This window comes from Veillonellaceae bacterium (genome assembly GCA_025992895.1).
In the GTDB taxonomy this organism is placed as follows: Bacteria; Bacillota; Negativicutes; order Veillonellales; family Dialisteraceae; genus Dialister.
Map to the genome: position 1 here is coordinate 871,278 of DAJPGA010000001.1, position 20,493 is coordinate 891,770.

A 20,493-nucleotide genomic window follows, 5' to 3' on the forward strand; every position below is an offset into this window, starting at 1 on the left:
CATAAGGAAATTGTCTAATTTTTTAAAGGAGGATATATTCATGGATGAACAAAAACCCCAGGAACCAGTAAAACAGCTTACCGATAAGGAACTGGAAGCCATCCTGCGCCAGTCCGAACGTAAGACTGAGTTCCCGGCCGTCAGTTTCGATGAATTCACGCCGCCGACCTACGAGGAATGGGTCGATGCGTGCAACGCTCTTCTCAAGGGGAAACCTTTCGAGAAGACAATGTATACCCCGACATACGAGGGTATTACATTCGATCCGATCTACACATGGCGGACCGGCCCCTCTGCGGTTGACGACATTCTTCCCGTTGATGACTATCCGGGAATGGGTGATTTCGTAAGAGGCGCTAAGGTTAATGGTTACAAATGTGCACCTTGGGGCATCGCTCAGGCTTGCGATGAAACACTCCCGAAGGAAAACAATGAACTTCTGAAACATGAAATTGATAAAGGTTCAACTGTATATAATATCCGCCTTGATACACCGACTATGCATGGCGTGGATGCTCAGAATGCCAAGCATGTAGGCAATATCGGTGTAAGCATCACAACCCTGGAAGATATGAGCACGCTGCTTGATGGTCTGGATCTGAAAAAATATCCGATCATGATCTACTGCGGTGCTGATTCCATGAGGATGATTGCACTGGCTGCAGCAGCATTGAAAGCAAAAGGCGAACCTGTTGAAAATCTGCATGGCGTTATCGGGGCCAACCCGCTGGCGCAGATGGCAAAAGCAGGCAGACTCAGACAGTCGCTGGAATCCCACTATGACGACATGGCTGAAGCCATCAGATGGACAACAAAGAATGCGCCGAATCTGCGTACTATTTTCGTTCGTTCTGATATATTCTCCCGAGGCGGCGCTAATGCGGTTCAGGAAACTGCATATACCTTCGGTATGGCAGTTGAGTATATCAGAGCCATGCTGAAACGCGGACTGTCCATTCATGATATTGCAAGAAGCATCCAGTTCGGTTTCAATACGGGAGCTACCTTCTACATTGAAATTGCAAAACTCCGTGCTGCCCGTCAGGTCTGGGCCAACATCCTGGAAGCATTCGGTGCAGATGAAGCTGACCGCGGCGCAGTCATTCATGCGCGTCCTGCTTATTTAACAAAAACAATTTTCGATATCGGCGTAAACATGCTGCGCAACACAACAGAAATCTTCTCGGCAGTTGTCGGCGGAGTCGATACTTATGAAAATGAGCCATACGATGAAACAGTAAGAAAGGGCGATGAATTCTCCCGCCGTATCGCACGCAACGTGCAGATCCTCCTGCAGGAAGAATTCGGAATGCTCCGTCCTATCGATCCGGCTGGCGGTTCCTGGGCTATTGAAGCACTTACCAAGGAAATGGCTGAAAAAGTCTGGGCTGAATTCCAGAAGATCGAAGATCTGGGCGGCATGAAGAAAGCTTTCGAAGCCGGATATCCGCAGGAACAGATTCTTGAAGTCGTCAAGAAGCGTTTCAAAGCACTGGATCTTAGAAAAGACCGCGCTGTCGGAACCAATATGTATCCGAATATGACAGAAGTTCTTCTCGAACCAAGACCGGAAGATACACCGGCACTGAAGAAAGAACTGTCTGAAGCAGCAGCAGCTTACAGGAAGACCATTGATAAAGAATTCATGGGCAAGAAGCTTGAAGAGCTGGAAGGCACTGAAGAGGGCAGACTGGACAAGGCCATTGAAGCGTTCATGGCAGGCGCAACAGTCGGAGAAGTCAGAGAAGCGCTGAAGGGAGAAGAAAGCGGCGTCGAAGGTATCAAGCCGATCACTGAACACCGCTGGACCGAACGTTTTGAACAGCTCCGCTTTGATACAGAAGCATACAAGAAAGAAACCGGCAAGAATGTTGAAGTATTCCTGGCTAACATGGGCAAGATTCCGCAGCATAAAGCCAGAGCCGATTTCTCCACCTCCTTCCTGCAGGTCGGTGAATTCAATGTACACCTGAATGATGGTTTCCAGGATGATGAAGGCAAGCCGGGATCCCGCTGGGAAAAGTGCATCGAAGCACTCAAAGCCGGCTGTGATGATCAGGGGACACCATATGACTGTGCTGTCATTTGTTCCAAGGATGATACCTATCCGGAAGACGTTCCGGCCCTGGCTCCTAAGATGAAGGAAATCCTCGGAAACGGAACCTTGTTCCTGGCAGGTGCAGCTCCAAAAGATCTGGAAAAGGTATATCGTGAAGCCGGAGTTGACGACTTCATCAGCGTAAAAGCAAATTGTTATGAAATCCTCCGTAATCTGCAGAAAGCCAAAGGAATGAAGATCACGGAAAAGGAGGTAAACTAATATGGCGATGAATCCCGATTTTACGAAGTTAGGGCTTAGCGGTCATCCTCATTGTGATTACGATACCTGGAAAGGTGATCTGGAAGGAATCACAGGAGCAAAGTATGAGGATCTTTACGAAAATACGATGGAACGTATCCCGGTAGGACCTCTTTATACGAAAGACATTTATAACGAATGCAATCATCTGGACTTCATGTCCGGGATTCCTCCGTTCCTGCGCGGACCGTATTCGACGATGTACGTATTCCGTCCGTGGACAGTCCGCCAGTATGCAGGCTTCTCCACTGCAGAAGAATCCAATGCATTCTACAAGAGAAACCTTGCTGCAGGGCAGAAAGGCCTCTCCATTGCATTCGACCTCCCGACACACAGAGGCTACGATGCAGATAACCCCCGCGTTGTCGGCGACGTTGGCAAGGCAGGCGTATCCGTCTGCTCCATGCTCGATATGAACATCCTCTTCGACGGCATTCCGCTGGATCAGATGTCCGTATCCATGACAATGAACGGCGCAGTACTGCCGATCCTGGCATTCTTCATTACAGCCGGCATTGAACAGGGCGTAGACAAGAAAATTCTCCAGGGCACCATTCAGAACGATATCCTGAAGGAATTCATGGTACGTAATACTTACATCTACCCGCCGGATATGTCCATGCGAATCATCGGCGATATCTTCGAATACACCACGAAGTACATGCCGAAATTCAACTCCATCTCCATTTCCGGTTACCACATTCAGGAATGCGGCGCTACCTGCGACCTTGAACTTGGTTATACACTGGCCGATGGTATGGAATACATCCGCTGCGGCGAAAAAGCAGGACTTCCGGTCGATGCCTTCGCAAAGAGACTTTCCTTCTTCTGGGATCAGGGCAAGAACTACTTCATGGAAATTGCCAAGATGCGTGCAGCACGTGTCCTCTGGGCAAAGATCCTGAAATCCTTCGGCGCAGAAAACCCGAAATCCATGGCTCTGCGTACCCATTCCCAAACCTCCGGCTGGTCCCTGACCGAACAGGATCCATTCAACAACATTGCCCGTACATGTATGGAAGCTATGTCTGCCGCATTGGGTCACACACAGTCACTGCATACCAACGCACTGGATGAAGCCATCGCTCTTCCGACTGACTTCTCCGCCCGTCTGGCTCGTAATACACAGCTTTACATCCAGGATGAAACCAAATCCTGTAAGATCATCGATCCGTGGGGCGGTTCCTACTACGTCGAATATCTGACCAACGAAGTTATCAAACGCGCCTGGGCTCATATTCAGGAAGTAGAAGCACTGGGCGGCATGTCCAAGGCAATTGCAACCGGCCTTCCGAAGATGCGTATCGAAGAATGCGCCGCACGCCGTCAGGCAGACATCGATTCCGGTAAGGAAACCATTGTCGGCCTTAATAAATACAGACTGGCAAAAGAAGATCCATTGAACGTACTGTCCATTGATAACACGGCTGTACGTGAAGCACAGATCAAACGCCTTGAAAAATTGAGAAGCATTCGTGATCCGGAAGCTGTCCGCCGCGATCTGGAAGCCATCACCAAGTGCGCTGAATCCCGTGACAACGGCAACCTCCTTGAAGCAGCCGTACAGGCAGCACATGACCGCGCATCCCTGGGAGAAATTTCCGATGCCGTTGAAAAAGTATCCGGAAGATACAATGCTGTCATTCATACAGTATCCGGCGTTTACTCCAGTGAATTTGAAGATTCTTCAAAACTGAACGAAGCCAAATCCCTGGTAGAAACATTTGAAAAACTCGAAGGCCGCCGTCCCCGTATTTTCTTCGCAAAGATGGGTCAGGATGGTCACGACAGAGGACAGAAAGTTCTGGCGACATCCTTCGCAGATATGGGCTGGGACGTCGACGTAGGACCTTTATTCCAGACACCGGAAGAAGCTGCACAGGATGCAGTGGATAACGATGTTCATATTGTTGGCTTCTCCTCCCTGGCGGCAGGACATAAGACACTGCTCCCGAGTATCGTGGAAGAGCTGAAGAAACTGGGCCGCGATGATATTCTCGTCTGCATTGGCGGGGTTATTCCTCCACAGGATTACCAGTTCCTCTACGACCATGGTGCACAGGCTATCTTCGGACCAGGCACCAACATCCCGGAATGCTGCATTAAGTTGCTGCAGATGCTTGTAGACCGCGCTAAGGAAGAACAAGTCAGGGAAGGTTAAGGTAGACCGTATGCCTGAAAATGATGATGATTTAAGACCCAGCTGGGTACCGAAAGAAGATAACCCGGAATTTGCATGCTCCGTTATGAGAGGGATCGACAGCACCGTGAACTCCGTAACAGAAAACAAGTATTATCCTAAGGAGGCACTCCGCAAGGTACCTCTCAGGAAAAAACTCACCGTTGACGAATATGTCAAAGGTGTCGAATCAGGGGACCGCATGATTCTTGCCAAAGCAATTACTTTGATAGAAAGCAATGCGCCCCGTGATTTCGACAAGGCCCAGCGGGTACTCCAGGCATTGCTGCCCAGGACCGGGAAAGCGCTTCGCATCGGCATCACCGGTGTTCCAGGGGCAGGCAAAAGTACATTTATCGAAGCTTTCGGCACGATTTTGTGCCAGCAGGGCTTCAAAGTAGCCGTTCTGGCAGTCGATCCTACAAGTTCCATTACAGGCGGCTCCATTCTCGGCGACAAGACCAGAATGCAGACACTCTCCAGGGAACCGAACTGCTTCATCCGCCCGTCACCTTCTGGCGGAACCTTGGGCGGCGTAGCCAGAAAGAGCCGTGAAACCATGCTTCTCTGCGAAGCGGCAGGCTGCGATGTAATCCTGGTCGAAACCGTTGGCGTAGGCCAGTCTGAAACGACAGTCCGTGATATGGTAGACTTCTTCATGCTCGTCGTTCTCACCGGTGCCGGTGATGAACTTCAGGGCATCAAGAAGGGCATCATGGAACTTGCGGATGCTATTGTCGTCAATAAAGCAGACGGCGATAACCTGACGAAAGCGCAGGTCACCTGCGGCGAATATGAAAGAATGGTTGAATTTGTCAGACCGGCGACAGAGGGATGGAAAACACATGCCTACTGCTGCTCGGCACTGAAAAAGACAGGCCTTCTGGAACTCTGGGCCGTCATGAGAAAGTTTGAAAAAGTGACGAAGAAGTCCGGAGCCTTCCAGAACAGAAGACAGCGCCAGGTTCTGTCCTGGGTGCACAGCATGATCAATGAACACCTGCATAACCTTTTCTTCGAAGATCCGCTGATCAAGAGCCGTATGCCCGATGTAAGGGCAGCCGTACTGGCCGGAGTCATCTCTCCAAGCCAGGCAGTATCGGAACTGATCAAGCTTTTTGAAGAAGATCATTCGATGGAAAGCAGGCACCCGCTGTAATTCTGGTATGAAGGAAACGGGAGCGTCCATGCTCCCGGTCCTCCTTCTTACGCATATTCCGCAATAAAAGGGGGGATAAAATGAAAGACCTGTATCTCTCAGGAGGCTCCTTCTACGGAATCCAGGAAGTATTCTCCCGCGTGAAAGGCGTAGTAGATACAAAAGCCGGATATGCCAACAGCAGCATGGAAAACCCGACAAAAGATGACGTGGATAAGGGTCTTGCCGGCGCAGTAGAATGCGTAAAAGTGACGTATGATCCCAAGAAGATAGATATTGCATCCCTGCTCGCCCTGTTTTTCACCATTATAAATCCTTATACAGACGGGATTCAGGGAAAATACAAGGGTCCGCAGTACAGGAGCGGCATCTACTATACGTCTCAGGAAGATACCATCCAGATCAGCTACTACATGGCCTTTATGGCAAATAAAGGAGTACGGCACCAGATGACAGACAACTCCTTTGTCATTAACCAGTATGAAGGGGAAGGCGGAAGGCGTCCGCCCATCCGTACAGAGGCAAAAGAACTCATTAATTTCTTCGAGGCACCTGCTGAAGAACAGCACTACCTTCGCAGGAATCCGACAGCGTATACGCCAATCAACATACAGCTTCTGGAACAAGTAGGAGCCATTGAAAAAATACAAGAGGAATTAGAATCTGAATAAGAATTCCCTTTGCATACTATAGCAGTCATCCCTTGTAACCTTAGGATTTTTCGCTGAGAAGATCAGATGAAAACAAAGCCAGGCGAAGGAAGGCCAAAGACCATGCCTTGAAATACCCGGTCTTGCGATTGACAGAAACTTTCTGATCGATTCGGTGTAAATACCCGCAAGGGTTTTACATAAATCAGGGGATCCATCCCTGTTCATCTTCCTTTGGAGTGATGACGGCAACAGGGAAATGCCGTCATCATTCTCCCTTTTTCTTTCCCTTTACATTGAAGTCAGCTGCATGAAAAATGCAGAATCGTTTTCCCCAGGCTCGGTCAATTCATTGCGGATTTAGACCGGGCCTGTTTTTATATGCGGAAATGACAGTGGAGAAATGGATGGATCCGGCTTATAGGAAGCCTCCCCAAGTCCATTTCCCGGGATCTTCACTTCAGCAGCGGGTAATATGGTACACACAAATATATGCATCTGGTGCGAAACAGATTGTTTGATAGAATTGGAGAAATACCGAGATATCGGGAATCTCATATAGATAAGAATCGCGCAGTATATATAGAATAGGCATATATGGTACTTTCAGGCCGTTTTGAGAATCTGTCACATTGACACCTACAATATATAGTGATATGATATCTACAGTTAAATACGGATAAGACAGGTGCCCGTCAGGGCTTAATAGGGAAGACCGGTGAAATGCCGGCACGGTCCCGCCACTGTAATGCGGAGCGACTCCAAATATGTCACTGGGAAACCGGGAAGGCAGGAGAAGCGTTGAAGCAAAGTCAGGAGAACTGCCTGTTTTTTGTCACCGATTGAACCCACGAGCGATGGGAAGGGGATGTCTATGATGTCTCTTTGCGTTCGTGCAAAGAGGTTTTTTATTGGGGATTTCCGGTTTGACTAACTGAGGAGAATAAACTGAATCAAGGAAATGGGTGCCCGTCAGGGCTTAATAGGGAAGACCGGTGAAATGCCGGCACGGTCCCGCCACTGTAATGCAGAGCGACTCCAGTAAATGTCACTGAGGAGATTGGGAAGACAGGAGAAGCGAGGAAGCAGAGTCAGGAGAACTGCCTATTTCTAATCACCGCAAGACCTACGAGCGATGGGATGGTGTGAGAATGTCTTTTTGGCGTCCACTCTATCCGTGTCGGTAGAGTGGATTTTTTGGTGAATGAGGAGGATTCAGGGTCATTCATGCAAGACTGGAGGATGACGTCAGGGAACGTCTTCTCTGCCTGCCGCTGAAGCGCTAAGGGAAAGGCGCTTCAGCAGTAAAGACAGGTTTTAATAGTTGTAAACGGCGCTATCGCACCTTTACATAGATAGGTTGCCTTCACGGGTTACCGACATGGTTCTTCTTCCGGGTGATGGAGTAATAGGGAAATACGATCATCACCCACACTTTTTACAGATCCTTCCGCATGGAAGTTCTTATATATCGGAGTTCATCTTAAAAGCCATACGGCTTTTGCAGCTTGAGAAAAGAGCTGCATCCTAATTCCTCATTGGTAATAACTCCGCAAGGTGTTATTATACAGGTTTCTCATTATTTTGGGCTGGTGCCCATCCCCTTTTGAAGCGGCTCTACCGCTTCTTTTTTTCTGCCAGAATTCCAAAAGATGCTGCCCCTCCAGGATAGCTTTTTCCTCTGAAATTCATGTAAAAATTAAAATTTTTACATTGACTATTTCGAAATCAATCAATATAATAAAGATAAAGGCATTTCAATGTATTAATATATAAGGAGGAAACACAATGAGCGTTTATGATTTTACATGCACCACCATGCAGGGTAAGGAAGTTTCTCTCTCTCAGTATAAAGGCAAGGTTCTTCTGATCGTCAATACCGCAAGCAAATGCGGATTCACACCGCAGTTTGCCGGACTTGAGAAACTGTACAAGGAATACAAGGACAAGGGTCTGGAAATCCTCGGCTTCCCGAGCAACCAGTTCAATGAACAGGATCCTGGAACCAATGAAGAAATCCAGGAATTCTGCAAGGTCAACTATGGCGTCACATTCCAGATGTTCAAGAAGGGCGATGTACGCGGTGACAACCCGCAGCCTCTCTTCGCTTACCTGACCAAGCAAAAAGGATTCAAAGGATTCAACATGGATCATCCGGTTGCACCGAAGCTCGTTCCGATGCTGAAGGAAAAACATCCGGAAATCCTTGAAGGCGACGGAATCAAATGGAACTTCACCAAATTCCTGATCGACCGCGAAGGCAATGTCGTAGAACGTTTCGAACCGACCACCACACCGGAAGAAATCGCTCCGGCTATCGAAAAACTTCTGTAATACACGAGTGAAAGAGAGCTGCTGCTGAGGCAGCTCTTTTTTATTGTCCGATTTGCAGGAATTATTCGGTAAAGCCTCCGGAATGTAGTATAATGAAAGTGATTATACGGCAGGAGGAGTAAGGATGAACGGAAGAAAATTCTTTTTCTTTGATATCGACGGCACATTGACGACACCGCTGACGAACGATTACCCGGACAGCACGAGAGAGGCCATCAAGGAGCTGCAGGATAACGGTCATTTTGTAGCGATTGCGACGGGACGCATGCAGGCGGACGCCTGGGAAGTGGCGAAAGCCCTTGGCATCTGCGCCGCTGTTTCAGACGGGGGAAATGCTCTGACCATTCATGGGGAGCTGATTTATGATGAGGGTCTTCCTCTTGAGGACTGCATCAGGACGCTTTCGGAAATCGACAGCGAGAGATTTCCTTTTGCCGTCTGCCCGGAAAACAAGAAAATGCGTGTGGCGACTTCGGACTTGTACTTATCCCGCGTGAAGGACAGGTACTATGAAACGGTCGTCGATCCATCCTTTGATTTCAGGAAGGTGGATACGATCCACAAGATTTTCGTTGCCTGCACGAAGGATGATCTTCCTGAGATTCCGCTTCATATGCTTCCGCATGTCTGGTTCAGGAAGGATAATATGCTGATCGAGCCTGTCCATAAGGAAAGAGGCATCTTCGAAGTCATGAAGCGCTACCACCTTACGGATGAGGATGTCGTCGTATTCGGAGATGGCATGAATGACCGCTCCATGTTCAGGGATGAATGGTTCAGCATAGCTATGGGCAATGCGAAGCCGCAGCTGAAAGAAAAAGCGAAGTACATCACGAAAAGAGCCGATGATGACGGGATTTATTACGCCTGCAAGAAGTTTGGCTGGATTTGATTGTCAATATGAAACAAGCAAAATATTTGTTAATTAAGCGCGGCGCTGCGGGTTGACTGTAATGCCGCGCTTCTGTTATATTATAGATTGTTAAATTGTAATGTTTTCCTGTTGAGTAAGAGAAAGAGGAAAGATGGATAAAGAAATCAGGAAAGATGGAGAAGGGGAAGTTCTCTTCGATATCCGTCACTTGACCCACACGTTCGAGACAGAGGACGGCAGGACGTTCGATGCCCTTAAGGACGTGACGGCCCAGATCATGAAGGGATCCTTCACGGCGATCATCGGAACGAACGGGAGCGGCAAATCTACGCTGGCCCGTCATTTGAATGCGCTCATGATGCCTACATCCGGTGAAGTGATCGTCGAGGGAATGTCCACATCGGATTATTCCCACATCTGGGATATAAGGCAGAAGGTCGGCATGGTATTCCAGAATCCGGACAATCAGCTGGTTGCTGCGATCGTAGAGGAAGATGTCGCTTTCGGCCCGGAAAACCTGGGCGTGCCACCGGATGAAATCCGCCGCCGTGTCGATGCCGCTCTTGAAAAAGTAGGCATGACCGAGTTCCGCACGCATGCACCTGCCATGCTTTCCGGCGGGCAGAAGCAGAGAATCGCCATTGCAGGCATTCTTGCCATGCATCCGGACTGCATCGTCCTTGATGAACCGACGGCTATGCTCGATCCTTCGGGAAGAGCCGAGGTCATGAAGACGATTCATGAACTGAATGAAAAAGAGGGCATCACGATCGTCCTCATTACGCATTTCATGGAAGAAGCCGTGACTGCCGATCACGTCCTGGTTGTCGACCAGAGCGAGCTCAAAATGCAGGGAACGGCAAGAGAAGTATTTTCTCAGGCGGAAAAGCTGACAAAGATGGGTCTTGATGTGCCGGTCGCGGCCGACCTGGCGCACGGCCTTCGCGAGAAGGGATTCAAGATTCCGGAAGACTGCCTGACCGATGAGGAGCTGGGAGAAGCGTTATGTCCATACGTGTCGAAGATATAAGCTACATATACGGCAAAGGATCCCCGTTTGAAAAGACGGCGCTTTCGCATATCAATCTCACGATCAATAAGGGTGAATTCATCGGCGTCATCGGACACACGGGAAGCGGCAAGTCCACGCTCATCCAGCATTTGAACGGGCTCATCCATCCGACGAGCGGCAAAGTCACCATCGACGGCATCGATCTTGCGGCAAAGACGAAGGATGCCGTGGCCAAGCGCCATTCCGTCGGGATGGTATTCCAGTACCCGGAGCATCAGCTCTTCGAGGAAACCGTAGCGCAGGATATCGCCTTCGGCCCGAAGAACCTTGGATGCGACGAGGAAGAAGTGGACAAGCGTGTCAAAAGCGCCATGCGCTTTGCCGGCATTGATTATGAGAAATTCGCAGGCCGCTCGCCGTTTCGTCTTTCCGGCGGACAGCAGCGCCGTGTTGCCATTGCAGGCGTCATTGCCATGCACCCGGATTTCCTGATCCTTGACGAACCATCCGCCGGCCTTGATCCGATCGGAAGAAGAGAAATCTTCAGTCGCATCTGGGACTGGTACAATAAGGGCGTATTCTCCGTCATCCTCGTTTCCCATAACATGGACGACATCGCCCGCCTTGCAACAAGGCTTCTTGTCATGCACAAGGGAAAGCTCGTCCTTGACGGCGATCCGATGGATATATTCCTGAACCACAGGGAAGAGCTGAAGGAATGCGGCGTCGACGCACCGCCCCTGACGCAGACACTGCAGGCGCTCAAAGCCCGCGGCATCCCCGTTCCGGAAGACGCAAAGACGACGAAGGAAGCCATCGACCGCATGGCGAAAATGCTGGGAGGGAATAAATCATGCTGACAGATATGACGCTTGGACAGTACTACCCGGGCGACTCTTTCCTGCACAGGATGGACCCCCGCGCGAAGATCCTCTGCACGATGATTTTCATCATTGCGATATTCCTGGCCAATAACCCGTTTTCCTACCTTCTCGTGGCCGCTTTCACGCTCGGTGCGATTTCCGTATCCGGCGTGCCTTACAAGCTTGTATGGAGAGCTGTGAAGCCTTTATGGTTCATCCTTCTCTTCACGCTGGCCATCCACGTATTCACGACACCGGGAACCGAGCTCTTTTCCTGGAAATTCATCCATATCAGCGAAGAAGGTATCAGGAACGGCGTGGAAATGACGCTCCGTCTCGTATTCCTGATCGCTTTCACATCGCTCTTGACTTACACGACGAGCCCGATCGTCCTGACGGACGGTATCGAAGCGCTCCTCATGCCATTCAAACGCATCGGCGTACCGGCGCATGAACTGGCTATGATGATGACGATTGCGCTCCGCTTCATCCCGACACTTCTGGAAGAAACAGACCGCATCATGAAGGCGCAGTCCTCCAGAGGCGCGGACTTCGTGAACGGCAATCTCTGGCAGAGGGCGAAGAACATGGTTCCGCTCCTCGTGCCGCTCTTCATTTCCGCTTTCAGAAGGGCCGACGACCTGGCGACCGCCATGGAAGCGCGCTGCTACAGGGGCGGCGAAGGACGCACGAAGATGCACCAGCTCGCCTATACATGGAGAGACAGAAATGCCATGATTTCTGTCGTACTTGTGACTGCAGCGCTCATCGGGCTTTACGTATATTTCAGATAAATAAGAAGGGCCGGGGCGATGCTTCGGTCCTTTTTGGCAGGGAGAATCATGAGAAACATTTGGATCACCGTTTCCTATGAAGGAAGCGGATACGCAGGCTTCCAGCGGCAGGAAAACCGCATGACGGTGCAGGAAATGCTGGAGAACTGCCTTCTGGAACTGACAGGGGAGAAGACGACACTCTACTTCGTTGCAAGGACGGATGCGGGTGTCCATGCCTACGGGCAGGAATGCACCTTCTATACGGATTCGACAATCCCGGGTGACCGTCTCATTTATGCGATGAATGCACGTCTCCCCGGCGATATCCGTGTGACGAAGAGCTGCGAGATGGACGAAGACTTTTCTGTCAGACGAAGAAATTACGGGAAAACGTACGGCTACCTCCTGACAGAAAGCAGAGAGGCCTCGCCGTTTTTGAAACGCTATATCTGGCGGACAGGGAAAAAGCTCGACCTTGAGAAAATGAGGAAGGCGGCCAGAGTGCTCGAAGGCCGCCATGACTTCACATCCTTCCGCGGGAATAATTCCGTGCCGTCCGATCCGGTCAGGAACATCCATGAAATCCGCGTCGAAAAAGACGAAGATCTCGTCCGCATCTATGTGACAGGCGAAGGCTTCCTCTACCACATGGTAAGAAACATCGCGGGCTGCCTTGTCGATGCAGGGATGGGGATCCTTTCTGTCAGGGACATAGAAGAAATCCTTGCAGCAAAGGACAGAAGGAAACTGGGAATGACAGCGCCGGCAGAAGGCCTCTGCCTCCTGCGCGTCTACTTCTCGCCGATTACAAAAGAGAGCATCGAAGAAACACTCGCCATGCCCCTTTTCCCATGGTGTAGATAAAGAAATAATGTCCGCACAAAAGGAGCTGTAGAAATGTGAAATCATTTCTACAGCTCCTTTTTTCATATGCATATATATCATGCAAACTATCCGAACGTTGCGGATTCGAACAGTTTAATCGTTTAGCTTTAATTTACCATTCTAACGTATTATAATAAGAGTAAATCATCTTAGAATCTACAAATAACAGGGGGACATGGCATGACAAAGAAAGAACTGATCAGAAAAGCTGCCATACAGATTTTCCGCGAGAAGGGATACAGCGGCACATCGCTTCGGGATATCAGCCGGGAAGCGGGCGTCAGCGTTTCTACCGTATCCTACTACTATGGCTCGAAGGAAAACATGTACAAGACACTTTTCCCTGAAGAAATGGCACAGCAGGAGCCGAAGCGCCGCGAGCAGATCGAGAACGCAGCGATCCGCCTCTTTGCGCTGAAGGGATATTCGGACGTTTCCATCCGCGACATAGGCAAGGAAGCCGGCGTGAACAGTGCGGCGATTTCCTACTACTTCGGCGGCAAGAGAGAGCTCTATTCCGCGATTCTTCAGAAGGGGAGCGCTCTTCTTGTCGACTTCGTGGAGCAGGCAGCCCATGGCAACCATACGCCGATGGAAATCATGGAAATGTACTCCCGCTTCTTCTACCGTCTGATGAAGGAGCATCCTTACATTCTCCGCATCTTTTCCTGGGAAATGATTCACCCGACCGACGTTTTCGCATCGATCGGGAAGGAACGCTTTGCCATGGTTCTCGTCGTCCTCAGGGGCGCCCTGACCGAGGGCATTGAGGAAGGATGCTTCAGAAAGGACTTGAAGCCCACGGAAGTCTGCATTTCCTGGGCCGGTATGGTCGCTTACTACTACCTCATGAATGAAATCAAAAAGCGTTTCTCCGTGAAGGAAGGAATCACGGAAGACTCTTACATGCATCAGGCATTCGATGTATTGATGAACGGGATCAAGAATAAGGAAATCGGCTGAGGGAAGGCCGCATTTGAAAAGGGGAAAAGGGTATGAAACGATGGGCAGGAATAGCGGCAGCCGTGATGCTTGGCATGTCGCTTTCACTGACGGGATGTGGAAAGTCCGTCAATAAAGGACCGTCTGCGCCGCTCGTGAAGACGATCGTCATCGGAGAAGACGCAAAGGATGCGAAGGATACATTCTCCGGCACCGTGCACGGATTCTTCGAGTCTCCGCTTGCTTTCCAGACAGGCGGGCGCATCATGCAGCGCTATGTCACAAGCGGGGAGCGCGTGACGGCAGGACAGGAACTCTTCCGTGTCGATTCGAAGGATGCAGAAGAGCAGGCAGCAGCAGCCAGATCGTCACTTGATGCGGCAGGGGCTTCCCTGAAGCTTGCGCAGTCGACACTGGCAAGATATGAAAAGCTCCATGCGGCCAATGCGATTTCCGATCTGGCCATGGATCAGACAAGGAACAGCTACGACCTTGCGCTGACGCAGTACCGGTCAGCTGAGGCGGCTCTTTCGCGCGCGGAAAACAATCTGGGCTTCACGACGCTTGTCGCCGATCGTGACGGCATCGTGGGCACGACAATGTATGAAGTCGGACAGGTCGTTGCTGCCGGTACGCCGGTCGTAACGATCATCGACGACTCCAAGCTGGACGTGTATATTTCTCTTACAGAAAAACAGTACGGGCTCTACTCGGTCGGCATGCCCTGCGAAGTGACCTTCTGGGCGCTTCCAGGCGTCAAAGTGGCAGGCAAGGTCAGGGAAGTGGCGGCAGCGCCGAATACGGCGACAGGCACTTATGATGCCAAAGTCACGCTTGAAAACCCGCCTCAGGATGTCGCTGTCGGCATGACAGCGCAGGTGAAATTCACCGACCCTGACAGTGCAAGGGGATTCATGGTGCCGCTTTCGGCCATGGCTTCCCAGCAGGCCTCTCCTTCCGTCTGGGTCATCCGTGACGGCAAGGCGCATCTCCAGAAGGTAGAAACGGGACGCTACGGCAAGGATGCCGTCGAAATCACCTCAGGTCTCAAGAAAGGAGACCGCGTCGTGACAGCCGGCGTCGCCCGCCTGAGTGAGGATGAAGAGGTACGCGTATGAAGCAGATCAATCTGGCGGAATGGGCGATCAAGCACAAGCAGATTGTCTATTTCTTCATCTTTTTCATCCTCTTGGGAGGGATCATGTCCTACTTCTCTCTGGGGAGAAGCGAGGACCCTGCCTTCACCATCCGCGAAGCCGTCGTAACGGCGGCCTGGCCTGGCGCATCGGCAGAACAGATCACCGAGCAGGTGACCGATCCCCTTGAAAAGACGCTGCAGGACGTGAAAGGGCTCGATTACCTGAGGTCCTTCACGCATGACGGCAAGACAGTCATCTATGTCGACCTCAAGGACGATGTGCCCAAGGATGAAATACAGACACGCTGGCACGAGATGAGGAACCTCGTCGAAGATGAATGGGGAAACCTTCCGGCCGGCGTTGTAGGGCCTTTCATCGATGACCGCTTCGATGATGTGTACGGCTCGATTTACGCTGTCACAGGGGATGATTTCTCCTATGAAGAAAAAAGAAAGTACGCTGAAAAGATCCGCCGCCGTCTGACGTCCGTGGAAGACGTGCAGAAGGTCGAGCTTCTTGGCGTGCAGGAACAGAATATCTACATCGAGATGGACCAGAACAAGCTCGCTACGTTCGGCTTGAGCCCATCGGATGTATTCACGATGATTTCCCAGCAGTCGGCCATGATGCCCTCGGGCATGATCCACACGTCCACCAGAAATGTGGCTATCCGCGTCGACGGGCTCCTTGGAAGCGTCGAATCGCTCGAAAACCTGCCGATCCATGTGGGCGAGAGATCGTTCCACTTAGGCGACATTGCCAAGATCACGCAGAGCTACACGACGCCGGAAACGTCCCTCTTCTACTTTGACGGGAAACCGGCGATCGGCATTGCCGTTTCCATGAGGGACGGGGGAAACAACCTCACGCTTGGCGAGCATCTGAATGCGGAAATCGAAAAAGCGCAGAAGGAAGTTCCGGCCGGCATGACGATCAGCCTCGTCGCCGATCAGCCGAAGGTCGTCAATAACTCCATCCACGATTTCACGGAATCTTTGCTGGAAGCCATCATCATCGTCATGGCAGCTTCCTTCCTTTCTCTCGGGTTCTGGAGCGGCATCGTTCTTGCCCTCTGCATCCCGGTCGTCGTCTGCGGCTCTTTCATTTTCATGAAATGGCAGGGAATCGACCTCCACCTCGTATCTCTGGGCTCCCTCATCGTGTCGCTGGGCCTTCTTGTCGATGATGCGATCATCGTCATTGAAATGATGCAGGTCAAGCTTGAAGCAGGCATGGACCGCATAGCAGCGGCAGAAGCGGCCTACAAAGGCTGCGCGAAACCTATGCTGGCCGGCACGCTCATCACTGCTGCAGGCTTCATCCCTGTCGGCCTTGCCCAGGGACAGACTGCCGAATATACATCCTCCTTCTTCTGGGTCATCGGCTCGACACTCCTGATTTCCTGGCTGGCCTCCATCTTCGTTTCACCGGTTCTCGGCTATAAATTCATCCGCGTGAAATCGAAGGAAGAACGCGCCAAGGGAAAGAAGAAGGGCATCAAGGAAAAAATCGGCGAGAAGTCGTACCAGATCTTTGACAGACTTATCAAAGGAAGCATCAGGTACAGGAAATCTGTCATCGCCGGCACATTTGCTCTCTTTATAGCCACCATGATGTGCCTTCCCTTCGTCAATCAGGAATTCTTCCCGAACTCCAAGCGTCCGGAAATCATCCTGGACGTGAACCTGCCCTCCGGCGCCTCCATTGAGGAGACGAAGCGCGTCATGGCAGGCATTGCAGACAACCTGTACGGGGACAAGCGCATCGAATCCTTCTCGACCTATGTCGGAGACTCCGCACCCCGTTTCATCCTTCTCTTCGATCCGTCCGCGCCGGAAGACGGCCACGGGCAGATGATCATCGTCACGACAGGAAACGACGTCAGGGACGATGTCAGAAGCGAGCTCGACCAGTTCATCGCTGACAAGTATCCGGATGCCCGCGCGCATACAAGGCTCATCACGACCGGTCCGCCTTCCGATTACCCCGTCATGTTCCGCCTGATCGGCGAGGACAATAAGAAGACAGCCGAGCTTGCTGTCAAAGCGCTCGACATCATGAGGAAGAATCCGGACATCGTGAATGCCAGCCTTGACTGGCCGGAAGAAATGCCTTCCATTAAGCTGAAAATCAATCAGGACCGCGTCCGCGAGCTCGGCATCGACAACTATGCCGTATCGCTCGACCTGTACTCGAAGCTCTCCGGCTACAAGGTCGCTGAATCGTACCAGGGAGACCAGCTCGTCCCGATTTCCTTCAAGCTCGAAGGAAAGAATGCAGCCCAGCTGCCCGACCTTTCCTCCATGCCGGTTCATGTAGGAAACGGACGCTACGTGCCTCTTGGACAGTTTGCCGATATTTCCTATGAGAATGAGATCAGCACCATCTGGAGAAGAGACCTGAAGCCTACGATCACGCTCCGCGCTGACTGCAAGGACGGCGTCATGGCAGACTCCCTCATGCAGGAACTCTACAATGACGACTTCGCTTCCTTCAAGGCAAGCCTTCCCGACGGATACACGCTTGAAAAAGACGGATCTGCCGAATGGAGCGACAAGTCGATGAAGTACATCTTCCAGGCCGTGCCGATCATGATTTTCTTCGTCCTCATGGTCCTCATCTTCGAGCTGGGGACGATACCGAAGCTCCTCATCGCCATCGTGACCGGGCCGTTCGGTCTCATCGGTGCCATCCTGACACTCCTTATCACAAGGCAGCCGATAGGATTCGTCGCTATCATCGGCATGATTGCCCTTTCGGGCATGGTCATCCGGAACAGTATCATCCTTCTGGACCAGATCCGGCAGCACCTCGAAGCGGGGCTCACGCCGTATGATGCCGTCGTGAAATCGGCCGTGCTCCGTTTCCGTCCGATCATGCTTTCCTCGGTCACCGACGTCCTTGGCTTCGTGCCGCTCATTACCAACCCGTTCTGGCGGCCGCTTGCCGTATCCTTTGTCGGCGGGCTTCTTCTTGCCACCGCCATCGGTCTTCTCTTCGTGCCTGCGCTCTACAGCCAGATTTACGGAGTGAAAATACCGAAAGGGGAAAGATAATTAAAAGAGCTGTGAAGACCCTGTGTTTTCATGGCTCTTTTTATATTGAAATTTTTCTTGACAAGTTTTTCTGAAATGGCTAAAATGTACACAATACAGGAATAGTATTGACGGAAAAAAGTACTTATTGGAGTGCTTCTCAGAGATCCGGCGGATGGTGCGAGCCGGAAAGCAGAAAATAAGGAAGTTCTTTCCCGAACTGCCGCGCTGAAAGTCGAGTAGGAGCGGCCGGAGTGATCCGCGTTACAGGATCGAGAGTCGATCTGATCGAGTAGGGTGGTACCACGGAACTTCCGTCCCTTGGGTACCACCCTTTTGTGTTTATCAGATAACTTGGGTGGTACCGCGGCGGATTCCGTCGTCCCCTGCTTGTTTTAAAGCAGGGGATTTTTTATTGGACCGCATGGAGTTCCGGATGGCCGGAGAGGAAGAGCAGGAGGAAACATCATGAAGAAATGGATGAAATACGGAGCAGCAGCTGTCATGGCAGCAGGCATGGTATTGGGAGGAAGCATGGAAGCGCTCGCAGCGCATCTGGAAGACAGTACGGCAAGAGGGACGATCCGCATAGGGACGACCGGGGATTACCGCCCGATGTCCTACAAGGATAAGGAAACAGGAAAATACGAGGGCTTTGATGCTGAGCTTGCCCAAAGGCTTGCCGATTCCCTCCACGTGAAGGTCGAATACGTCCCCACGACCTGGAAGACACTGACAGCCGATACAGAGGCAGGGAAATTCGACCTGGCCCTCTGCGGCATCACAAGGACCTTCGACAGGGAACGCGTCATGTCCATGTCGGACGGCTACCTCCTCTTCGGTAAGACGATTCTCTGCAGGAAGGGCGATGCAGGGAAGTACAAATCCATTGCCGATATCAACAGGCCGGAAGTGAAGGTCATGGTCAATCCGGGCGGAACGAATGAAAAGTTCGCCAAGGCATACCTTCCGAAAGCCACGCTCATCATTCATGAACAGAATGCAGAAATCCCCGGCCTCATCGCTGAAGGAAAAGCAGACATCATGATCACGGAAACGATGGAAGCCAAGAAGTATGCGAAGATGGATTCCCGCCTGGCCGACCCGCTCGTGAACCAGCCGTTCACAAAGAACCGTTTCGGCGCTCTCATGCAGAAGGGCGATCAGGAATTCCTGAACTACGTCAATTTCTTCCTGGCAGAGCTTGAAACGAACGGCACGATGAAGAATATGGAACAGAAGTATATCGGATAATCGAAGGACAGCAGGAGAGGAGAAGCATCATGAAAAAATGGATGAAAGCAGGCATTGCCGCAGTTCTGGCGGCTTCAGCACTCATATACGGAGGATGCGGCGGACAGGCGCCAAAGAGCGCAGGCTCTGACGCAGGAAAAATCAAGATAGGCGTCGTCCAGATTGTCCAGCACGGCTCGCTGGATCAGGCCAATAAGGGCTTCATCGACGGCCTTACCAAACGCGGCTACGGCCCGGACAAGATCGTCGTCGACCAGCAGAACGCACAGGGCGACCAGTCCAATCTGAAGACCATCGTCTCCCATTTCAAGGACACGAAGCCGAACCTGATCTGCGCCATTGCGACCCCGGCTGCCCAGGCGGCTGCCAATGAAATCAAGGACATCCCGATCGTAGGGACGGCCATTACCGATTACACCTCGGCCAAGCTCGTCAAGAGCGATGAAAAGCCTGGCGGAAACGTCACAGGCGTCAGCGACCTCGCATCGATCGATGCACAGATGGACCTTGCCAGAGAGCTCGTCCCGAATGCGAAGAACATCGGGCTCATCTACTGCTCGAGCGAAGTGAACAGTGAAATCCAGGCGAACATGGTGAAGGACTACTGCAAAGCGCATGGTCTTAACGTCGTCGAAAAGACTGTCAATAACGTCAACGACATCCAGCAGACCGCTGAATCCCTTGCCGGCCAGGTCGATCTCATTTACACACCGACTGACAACATGATCGCCTCTGCCATTCCCGCCCTCGTCAAAGTGACAGATGCCCGCAAGATCCCCGTCATTGCCGGTGCTGACATCATGGCCAAAGACGGTGCACTTGCTGCCCTTTCCGTGGATTACTACAAGCTCGGCCTTGAGACAGGCGAGCTGGCTGCCGACATCCTTGACGGCAAAGTGAAGCCGGCAGATGCGCCGATCCGCCACCAGAAGGAATATGATACCGTTATCAATAAGAAGGATGCAGAGACCCTTGGAATCCAGATTCCGGATGCGCTCAAAGCCAAGGCAAAACTCGTCTGAAATAGGGATA

General features: G+C 51.5%; 15 protein-coding genes, 2 riboswitches and 1 other annotated feature. All 15 genes read left to right on the top strand.

The genetic code is table 11. The features are described from left to right. Window positions 1-40: 40 nt before the first annotated feature. The 15 genes from OIM03_03595 (at window position 41) to OIM03_03665 (ending at window position 20,483) form a co-directional block, all read left to right on the top strand. The gene (locus OIM03_03595; GenBank protein ID HJI73361.1) at window positions 41-2,320 is read left to right on the top strand and encodes an acyl-CoA mutase large subunit family protein; all 2,280 of its coding nucleotides are present in this window, start codon (window positions 41-43) and stop codon (window positions 2,318-2,320) included. A 1-nt stretch (window position 2,321) separates the two neighbouring features. Continuing rightward, a complete protein-coding gene (gene scpA / locus OIM03_03600; protein ID HJI73362.1) occupies window positions 2,322-4,520 on the top strand; it encodes a methylmalonyl-CoA mutase in 2,199 nt (732 codons plus the stop codon). 10 nt (window positions 4,521-4,530) lie between these two features. Further along, window positions 4,531-5,697 (top strand): methylmalonyl Co-A mutase-associated GTPase MeaB, encoded by a 1,167-nt coding sequence (gene meaB / locus OIM03_03605; protein HJI73363.1) that lies wholly within the window; start codon window positions 4,531-4,533, stop codon window positions 5,695-5,697. Window positions 5,698-5,777: 80 nt separating this feature from the next. Then, on the top strand, window positions 5,778-6,368 hold the full coding sequence (gene msrA / locus OIM03_03610) for a peptide-methionine (S)-S-oxide reductase MsrA (GenBank protein HJI73364.1): 591 nt from the start codon (window positions 5,778-5,780) through the stop codon (window positions 6,366-6,368). A 648-nt stretch (window positions 6,369-7,016) separates the two neighbouring features. Continuing rightward, window positions 7,017-7,191, top strand: a riboswitch (cobalamin riboswitch). Between the two features lie 102 nt (window positions 7,192-7,293). Beyond that, window positions 7,294-7,470, top strand: a riboswitch (cobalamin riboswitch). Window positions 7,471-8,135: 665 nt separating this feature from the next. Next, window positions 8,136-8,681 (top strand): glutathione peroxidase, encoded by a 546-nt coding sequence (locus tag OIM03_03615; GenBank protein ID HJI73365.1) that lies wholly within the window; start codon window positions 8,136-8,138, stop codon window positions 8,679-8,681. A 124-nt stretch (window positions 8,682-8,805) separates the two neighbouring features. Then, on the top strand, window positions 8,806-9,573 hold the full coding sequence (locus OIM03_03620) for an HAD-IIB family hydrolase (protein HJI73366.1): 768 nt from the start codon (window positions 8,806-8,808) through the stop codon (window positions 9,571-9,573). Window positions 9,574-9,706: 133 nt separating this feature from the next. Then, on the top strand, window positions 9,707-10,585 hold the full coding sequence (locus OIM03_03625; protein ID HJI73367.1) for an energy-coupling factor transporter ATPase: 879 nt from the start codon (window positions 9,707-9,709) through the stop codon (window positions 10,583-10,585). Beyond that, window positions 10,561-11,427: an energy-coupling factor transporter ATPase gene (locus OIM03_03630; GenBank protein HJI73368.1), complete on the top strand. Its 867-nt coding sequence runs from the start codon at window positions 10,561-10,563 to the stop codon at window positions 11,425-11,427. Before OIM03_03625 ends, OIM03_03630 begins: the two co-directional genes overlap by 25 nt. After that, window positions 11,421-12,224 (top strand): energy-coupling factor transporter transmembrane protein EcfT, encoded by an 804-nt coding sequence (locus OIM03_03635; protein HJI73369.1) that lies wholly within the window; start codon window positions 11,421-11,423, stop codon window positions 12,222-12,224. The genes OIM03_03630 and OIM03_03635 overlap by 7 nt, the downstream gene beginning before the upstream one ends. A 48-nt stretch (window positions 12,225-12,272) precedes the next feature. Continuing rightward, window positions 12,273-13,070, top strand: a complete 798-nt coding sequence (gene truA, locus OIM03_03640; protein ID HJI73370.1) for a tRNA pseudouridine(38-40) synthase TruA — start codon at window positions 12,273-12,275, stop codon at window positions 13,068-13,070. 201 nt (window positions 13,071-13,271) lie between these two features. Continuing rightward, window positions 13,272-14,054: a TetR/AcrR family transcriptional regulator gene (locus OIM03_03645; GenBank protein ID HJI73371.1), complete on the top strand. Its 783-nt coding sequence runs from the start codon at window positions 13,272-13,274 to the stop codon at window positions 14,052-14,054. Between the two features lie 32 nt (window positions 14,055-14,086). Then, window positions 14,087-15,151 carry an efflux RND transporter periplasmic adaptor subunit gene (locus tag OIM03_03650; protein HJI73372.1) on the top strand — a complete coding sequence of 355 codons (1,065 nt, stop codon included), beginning with the start codon at window positions 14,087-14,089 and terminating at the stop codon, window positions 15,149-15,151. After that, a complete protein-coding gene (locus tag OIM03_03655; protein HJI73373.1) occupies window positions 15,148-18,228 on the top strand; it encodes an efflux RND transporter permease subunit in 3,081 nt (1,026 codons plus the stop codon). The genes OIM03_03650 and OIM03_03655 overlap by 4 nt, the downstream gene beginning before the upstream one ends. A 98-nt stretch (window positions 18,229-18,326) precedes the next feature. After that, window positions 18,327-18,597, top strand: a binding site (T-box leader). Between the two features lie 78 nt (window positions 18,598-18,675). After that, window positions 18,676-19,461 carry a transporter substrate-binding domain-containing protein gene (locus OIM03_03660; protein HJI73374.1) on the top strand — a complete coding sequence of 262 codons (786 nt, stop codon included), beginning with the start codon at window positions 18,676-18,678 and terminating at the stop codon, window positions 19,459-19,461. A gap of 29 nt (window positions 19,462-19,490) precedes the next feature. After that, window positions 19,491-20,483 carry an ABC transporter substrate-binding protein gene (locus tag OIM03_03665; GenBank protein HJI73375.1) on the top strand — a complete coding sequence of 331 codons (993 nt, stop codon included), beginning with the start codon at window positions 19,491-19,493 and terminating at the stop codon, window positions 20,481-20,483. Window positions 20,484-20,493: the final 10 nt, after the last annotated feature.

Bases quoted from the DNA above. Each gene is read 5' to 3' on its own strand.
- OIM03_03645 (HJI73371.1), top strand. From the start codon at position 13,272: ATGACAAAGAAAGAACTGATCAGAAAAGCTGCCATACAGATTTTCCGC.
- OIM03_03650 (HJI73372.1), top strand. From the start codon at position 14,087: ATGAAACGATGGGCAGGAATAGCGGCAGCCGTGATGCTTGGCATGTCG.
- OIM03_03615 (HJI73365.1), top strand. From the start codon at position 8,136: ATGAGCGTTTATGATTTTACATGCACCACCATGCAGGGTAAGGAAGTT.
- truA (HJI73370.1), top strand. From the start codon at position 12,273: ATGAGAAACATTTGGATCACCGTTTCCTATGAAGGAAGCGGATACGCA.
- OIM03_03625 (HJI73367.1), top strand. From the start codon at position 9,707: ATGGATAAAGAAATCAGGAAAGATGGAGAAGGGGAAGTTCTCTTCGAT.
- OIM03_03595 (HJI73361.1), top strand. From the start codon at position 41: ATGGATGAACAAAAACCCCAGGAACCAGTAAAACAGCTTACCGATAAG.
- scpA (HJI73362.1), top strand. From the start codon at position 2,322: ATGGCGATGAATCCCGATTTTACGAAGTTAGGGCTTAGCGGTCATCCT.
- OIM03_03655 (HJI73373.1), top strand. From the start codon at position 15,148: ATGAAGCAGATCAATCTGGCGGAATGGGCGATCAAGCACAAGCAGATT.
- OIM03_03660 (HJI73374.1), top strand. From the start codon at position 18,676: ATGAAGAAATGGATGAAATACGGAGCAGCAGCTGTCATGGCAGCAGGC.
- OIM03_03620 (HJI73366.1), top strand. From the start codon at position 8,806: ATGAACGGAAGAAAATTCTTTTTCTTTGATATCGACGGCACATTGACG.
- meaB (HJI73363.1), top strand. From the start codon at position 4,531: ATGCCTGAAAATGATGATGATTTAAGACCCAGCTGGGTACCGAAAGAA.
- msrA (HJI73364.1), top strand. From the start codon at position 5,778: ATGAAAGACCTGTATCTCTCAGGAGGCTCCTTCTACGGAATCCAGGAA.
- OIM03_03630 (HJI73368.1), top strand. From the start codon at position 10,561: ATGTCCATACGTGTCGAAGATATAAGCTACATATACGGCAAAGGATCC.
- OIM03_03635 (HJI73369.1), top strand. From the start codon at position 11,421: ATGCTGACAGATATGACGCTTGGACAGTACTACCCGGGCGACTCTTTC.
- OIM03_03665 (HJI73375.1), top strand. From the start codon at position 19,491: ATGAAAAAATGGATGAAAGCAGGCATTGCCGCAGTTCTGGCGGCTTCA.